We start from the raw sequence: 6,191 nt of genomic DNA, 5'->3' as shown, positions 1-6,191 counted from the left end.
CCCTGGCCACCGCCCCGGCGAGCCGCGGCCACACCGGCGGCGGCCTGCGCCGCGCCGGGGCCGCCCACGGGGGCACCGCCCTGGCCGGCCTTGCCCGGAGCGGGCTTCTTGCCGCCCTGGGCGACATCGACGGGGAGCATGACCAGCGCGGTCGTACCACCGGAGTCGGACGGACGCAGCTGGATCCGGATGCCGTGGCGCTGCGAGAGGCGGCCGACCACGAACAGGCCCATGCGGCGGGAGACCGACACGTCCACGGTGGGCGGCGCGGCGAGCCGCTCGTTGATCGCCGCGAGGTCCTCGGGCGAGAGGCCGATGCCGGTGTCGTGGATCTCGATCAGGACGCGGCCGTCGGGCAGCGCGTGACCGGTGACCTTGACCTTGGTCTGGGGGGAGGAGAACGACGTGGCGTTCTCCAGCAGCTCGGCGAGCAGGTGCACGAGGTCGTTGACGACCCGGCCGGCGACCTCGGTGGTCGGGACCGAGGAGAGCTCGATGCGCTCGTACTGCTCCACCTCGGAGGCGGCGGCGCGCAGCACGTCCACCAGCGGGACCGGACGGGTCCAGCGGCGGCCGGGCTCCTCACCGGCGAGGACGAGGAGGTTCTCGCCGTTCCGGCGCATACGGGTCGCGAGGTGGTCGAGCTTGAAGAGGGAGGACAGCTGGTCCGGGTCGGCCTCGCGGGACTCCAGTTCGGAGATGAGCGACAGCTGACGCTGGATGAGGCCCTGGGAGCGGCGCGAGAGGTTGGTGAACATCGCGTTGACGTTGCCTCGGAGGAGGGCCTGCTCGGCGGCCAGTCGGACCGCCTCGCGGTGCACGTCGTCGAAGGCCGCGGCCACCTGGCCGATCTCGTCCCGGGAGTGCACACCGACCGACTCGACGGACGTGTCGACGTCCTGCGGGTCGGACTCGGACAGCTGCTTGACCAGCTCGGGCAGCCGGTCCTGGGCGACCTTGGTCGCGGTGTCCTGGAGCCGCCGCAGCGAGCGGATCATGGACCGGGCGACGACGAAGGCGCCGACCAGCGAGACACCGAGCACGAGCAGGATCAGCGCACCGGAGAAGATCGCTTCCTGTTCGGCCTCGTTGCGCAGCTCACGAGCCTTCTGCTCCATCTCGCTGAGCAGCGTGATCTCGATGGTCTTCATCTGCGCGATCTTCGCCGAGTCGTCGTCGACCCAGTCCTTGTAGGAGCGCTTCTGCAGCCCCTGGATGCCGTCCCTGCTCTGCAGGATGCGCTTGGCGTAGAGATCGGCCGCCGTGATCGTCGGGCTGCCGTCGTCGATCGGCTTGAGGAGGTCCTCGGAACCGCCGCCGTAGATGCTCTTGAAGCTGTCGAGCTCGGAGTCCTGGCTGTTCAGCGCCGACTCGGCGTAGAGCCGGTCGTTCTCCGACAGCCTGCCCTGCGTCTTGTTGTTCTCGGGCAGCGCCGCCGCGATGACAGCGCGCTGGATCGACGCGTATTCCTTGGCCGAGGAGAAGGCGGCCAGCGAGCGCGTACGCGTGATCATCTCGGGGTTGCTGGTCGCCTCGGCCATGTCCTGGGAGAGGTCGAGCAACTGGGTGACGAGCCGGTGGTAGGACTCGACCGTCTGCGTCGAGTTGTTCGGGTCCTCGTAGGCGTTGCTGCGGATCTCGCTGAGCTTGGCGAGCTCGGAGACGAGGCCGACCAGGCTGTCGCGAACACCCTCCAGGGTGCCGCTCTTGCTGGCGGTGTCGATCTCCTCGGAGCCGTCGATGAAGTTGGCGAGGGCCCGGTCGGTCTTGTCGCGTACGCCCTTGACGCTGTAGTCACTGGCGGGCGCGCCGTGCGCGAGCGGACCGGCCGACTGGTCGCGCTCCTCCTGGAGCGCGGCCGACAGCTCGGTCGCCTGCTTGGTGATGTCGGTCAGCAGCCGCATGTTGTCGAGCTGCTGGATGTCGTCCATGTTGTCGCTGATGCGCAGCGCGCCGAGCGAGGTCGCCGCGACCACGGGGAGTGCGAGCAGCGAGACCAGACGGGTCGAGATACGCCAGTTGCGCAGGGCGATGCGCGCACCGGGGCCGGTCGAACCCTTGGGGGGCTTCACGGGCGGCGTGGCGGGCGCGGGCCCACCGGTGGCCGAGGCCTTGCCGCCGGGCGCACCACTGCCGAGGCGCGTCGACCGCTCGCCGTTGTCGCCGGTCAGAGCTGCCTGGCCCGGGTTCTGGGCGTGCTGGGGGGAGGAACCGTTACCGGCTCCGTTGTGTGGCTCCGGCTCCGCCGAAGCGCTGCCATCCCTCTTGAAACGTCCCTGCACTAGCGTCGCAACCTCTGGACCAGGCGCCCTTCCGCGTGAACGGACGGACGGTGTCGGCGTCTAGGGGGCGCCCTGAAATACGCCCCCCATGATGGTCGTGAGTAACCCGGCGCGGTTCCCCCTAACGTGCCGCCGCTCGGCGCTGTGATCGCGCCCCCTGTGCGCCGGCTCGAATCCCGCGGCGGTCCGTGGAATTCCAGCACAGTGCAGGATCTCCAACAAGGCCAATGGGTCACGGTGTGACGACGATGACACCTCGTGAGCGCTGTGTCACGAGGCGTAGAAAGCGATTCCCCTCATACCGGACCAAATGCCACGAGTCGCATGGATAGTCACGGTGTCCAGGTCGCCATGATCAGGAGCGGAATGAGAGCTTCAGTGGCGCAATGTCCGTTTCGTGGAGGAGGGTTGAGGGCCGGAATTGACCGGTTTGCCCATGGATTCGTGAGGAAACTCACACGCTGTTCGGGCGGTCGCGATGACTTCCCCAGGGAGTCGCATGTTTAGCCTGACGCTTTACAGGGATGGCAAATCCGACAACCCGTGCGCGGACAGCGGCTCCTCGCCCGTCCGGGCGCCCGGACACGACAGGGTCGAGGACGACAACAGTGAAGACGACGACGATGTTCCACAACATCGCAAACCCGCGCCGCACGACGCTGGCGCACCTGACGGACGCCGACGAGCTGACGCCCGTCGAGCAGCCGGAGCACTCCGTGGACCTCCCCACCCAGACCGCCAACCCCCGCCGCACCATTCTCATGGACGCCCCGGTCGCGGCCTCCGTCGGGGAGTAGTACGCACGAGCGCCGCCCGGTTACTCAGGGCGGACGCCGAGAATGTCTGTCTGTCAAGGGCGCCTGTGCCCCTCGTACCCGGTCTCCGCCGTGCGGAGGTCCACGAAGGACATGGGCGCCCTCGCTCATTGCGCGAGGCGCCCGCCCGTGGCGCGTTAGCCTGGACCGTCAGACTCCAGCCGGACCAGCAGAGGGGCGCAGGAATCCCGTGCGCATCGCCAGATTCTCCATCGACGGGAACGTCGCCTTCGGCGCGGTCGAGGGCGACAAGCCGGACGAACTAGTCCTGGACATCATCAAGGGCATCCCGTTCGCCGACTTCGAGCTCTCCGGCACGAAGGTCCCCCTCGACAAGGTCCGGCTGCTGCCGCCGGTGCTTCCCAACAAGGTCGTCGCCTACGGCCGCAACTACGCGGACCACGCGCGGGAACTGGGCAACGAGGTGCCCGACGCCCCGTTCGCCTTCTTCAAGCCGTCCACCTCGGTGATCGGCTCCGGCGACGACATCCAGTACCCCTCCTTCACCGAGGAACTGCACCACGAGGCCGAACTCGCCGTGGTCATCGGCCGGATGTGCCGCGAGGTCCCGCGCGAGCGCGTCAAGGACGTCATCCTCGGCTACACCTGCGCCAACGACATCACCGCGCGGGACGTCCAGAAGCGCGAGAAGCAGTGGGCCCGGGCGAAGGGCTTCGACACCAGCTGCCCCCTCGGCCCCTGGGTGGAGACGGACCTCGACCCGTCCGACCTGACGATCCAGCTCACGGTCAACGGCCAACAGCGCCAACTGGGCCGCACCAGCGAGATGATCCACTCCATCGAGGACCTGATCGTCAACATCACCGAGGCCATGACGCTGCTCCCCGGCGACGTGATCCTCACGGGCACCCCGGCAGGCGTCGGACCGCTCACCGTCGGCGACGAGGTCGCCGTCACCATCGAAGGCATCGGCACTCTCACCAACAAGGTTGTCAAGCGTGGCTAGCGCATCCGACCCCGCCGTCCGAGTACGGTTCTGCCCGTCGCCCACCGGTAACCCCCACGTGGGCCTGGTCCGCACGGCGCTGTTCAACTGGGCGTACGCCCGCCACACCGGCGGCACGTTCGTCTTCCGCATCGAGGACACCGACGCGGCCCGCGACTCCGAGGAGTCGTACGAGCAGCTGCTGACCTCGCTGCGCTGGCTGGGCTTCGACTGGGACGAGGGCCCCGAGATCGGCGGTCCGCACGCCCCGTACCGCCAGTCGCAGCGGATGGACACCTACAAGGACGTGGCGGCCAGGCTTCTGGAAGCGGGCCACGCCTACCGCTGCTACTGCTCCACTGAGGAGCTGGACACCCGCCGCGCCGCCGCCCGCGCGGCCGGCAGGCCCTCCGGCTACGACGGCCACTGCCGCGAGCTGACCGACGAGCAGGTGTCGGCCTACACCGCCGAGGGCCGTACGCCGATCGTCCGCTTCCGTATGCCCGACGAGACGATCACCTTCACGGACCTGGTCCGCGGCGAACTCACGTTCACGCCCGAGAACGTCCCGGACTACGGGATCGTACGGGCCAACGGCGCGCCCCTGTACACGCTGGTCAACCCGGTCGACGACGCGCTGATGGAGATCACGCACGTCCTGCGCGGCGAGGACCTGCTGTCGTCGACGCCGAGGCAGATCGCCCTGTACAAGGCACTCACGGAACTGGGCATCGCGAAGTCCGTGCCCGCCTTCGGTCACCTGCCGTACGTGATGGGCGAGGGCAACAAGAAGCTCTCGAAGCGCGACCCGGAGTCGTCGCTGAACCTCTACCGGGAGCGCGGCTTCCTCCCGGAGGGACTGCTCAACTACCTCTCCCTGCTCGGCTGGTCGCTCTCGGCCGACCAGGACATCTTCACGATCGACGAGATGGTCGCCGCCTTCGACGTGTCGGACGTGAACCCCAACCCGGCCCGCTTCGACCTGAAGAAGTGCGAGGCGATCAACGCCGACCACATCCGGCTGCTGGACGTGAAGGACTTCACGGAGCGCTGCGCGCCCTGGCTCCGGGCCCCCTTCGCCCCCTGGGCGCCGGAGGACTTCGACGAGACGCAGTGGCAGGCGATCGCCCCGCACGCCCAGACCCGCCTGAAGGTCCTCTCGGAGATCACGGACAACGTCGACTTCCTCTTCCTGCCCGAGCCGGCCTTCGACGAGGCGTCCTGGGCGAAGGCGATGAAGGAGGGCAGCGACGCGCTGCTGACCACGGCGAGGGAGAAGCTGGAGGCCGCCGACTGGTCCTCCGCCGAGTCCCTCAAGGAGGCCGTCCTGGCCGCCGGCGAGGCGCACGGCCTCAAGCTCGGCAAGGCCCAGGCGCCGGTCCGCGTGGCCGTCACCGGCCGCACGGTCGGCCTGCCGCTCTTCGAGTCCCTGGAGATCCTGGGCAAGGAGAAGACCCTGGCCCGCGTCGACGCGGCACTGGCGAAGCTGGCGGCATAGCACGGCACCCGGGACGCGGGGCGGCGGCCGCGGTCGCCGCTCCGCGTTGTTCCCGCGACGGCGATGACATGTTCACGATGGGTTCATGGAGACGTTCGCCGTTCGCGGAATCGTCGCGATCATGACTTCCCGGAGAAGAATCCTGCGGGTCACCGTCCCCGTGGGACTCGGCGCCCTCATGCTCGCCGTCGCGGGCTCCCTGTCCACCGCGTCCGCCGAGACCTGGTGGTCGTACTCGAACGAGCGCACCGGTGCCTGTATCACCTCGTCGACCGTGAGTGACTCGGTCTGGGGAGGCACCTGCAACGACGCCCTCGCCACCCGGAACTGGTCCTGGGGCAGCGACACGTACACCAACGTCTACGGGGTCAACCGCAGGTTCGTGAGCAGGGCCAACGGCGAGTGCCTCACCACCGACGAGAAGACCGTCACGAACTCGGTCTGGACCAGCCCCTGCGGGTCCACGGGCGGGCAGTGGTGGAACGGCGACGACCGCAGGTTCCGGAACGCCAACGGCAACTACCTGCGCACCTCCGCCAGCGGAGACGGCCTCTACACCAGCCCGTACAGCGTGGTCGAGCAGTACGGCATCGAACCGTCCCGGTTCACGTGGTGGGGCCAGCACGACTGACACGTTCCGCCAGGGCGGT

The 6,191-nt window shown here is 68.8% G+C and carries 5 protein-coding genes; 4 read left to right on the top strand and 1 reads right to left on the bottom strand.

Annotated elements, in window-relative coordinates; all coding sequences use genetic code 11:
* A partial coding sequence (locus IEY89_RS26255) for a sensor histidine kinase (protein ID WP_189149956.1) occupies window positions 1-2,282 on the bottom strand: 2,282 nt, incomplete at its 3' end.
* Between the two features lie 608 nt (window positions 2,283-2,890).
* Between IEY89_RS26255 and IEY89_RS26250 the strand changes: the two genes are divergently transcribed.
* The 4 genes from IEY89_RS26250 (at window position 2,891) to IEY89_RS26235 (ending at window position 6,172) form a co-directional block, all read left to right on the top strand.
* Window positions 2,891-3,079: a hypothetical protein gene (locus IEY89_RS26250; RefSeq protein WP_189149967.1), complete on the top strand. Its 189-nt coding sequence runs from the start codon at window positions 2,891-2,893 to the stop codon at window positions 3,077-3,079.
* A 208-nt stretch (window positions 3,080-3,287) separates the two neighbouring features.
* On the top strand, window positions 3,288-4,064 hold the full coding sequence (locus tag IEY89_RS26245) for a fumarylacetoacetate hydrolase family protein (protein ID WP_189149955.1): 777 nt from the start codon (window positions 3,288-3,290) through the stop codon (window positions 4,062-4,064).
* A complete protein-coding gene (gene gltX / locus IEY89_RS26240) occupies window positions 4,057-5,541 on the top strand; it encodes a glutamate--tRNA ligase (protein ID WP_189149954.1) in 1,485 nt (494 codons plus the stop codon). The genes IEY89_RS26245 and gltX overlap by 8 nt, the downstream gene beginning before the upstream one ends.
* Before the next feature lie 85 nt (window positions 5,542-5,626).
* Window positions 5,627-6,172 (top strand): ricin-type beta-trefoil lectin domain protein, encoded by a 546-nt coding sequence (locus IEY89_RS26235; RefSeq protein WP_189149953.1) that lies wholly within the window; start codon window positions 5,627-5,629, stop codon window positions 6,170-6,172.
* Window positions 6,173-6,191 lie beyond the last annotated feature (19 nt).

The sequence above is a fragment of the Streptomyces lacrimifluminis genome (assembly GCF_014646095.1).
Classification (GTDB): domain Bacteria; phylum Actinomycetota; class Actinomycetes; order Streptomycetales; family Streptomycetaceae; genus Streptomyces; species Streptomyces lacrimifluminis.
Note: the sequence above shows the minus strand (reverse complement) of the source record. Positions and strands in the feature narration are given on the sequence as shown.

Coding starts and splice junctions, on each gene's coding strand:
- IEY89_RS26235 (WP_189149953.1), top strand. CDS start 5,627: ATGGAGACGTTCGCCGTTCGCGGAATCGTCGCGATCATGACTTCCCGG.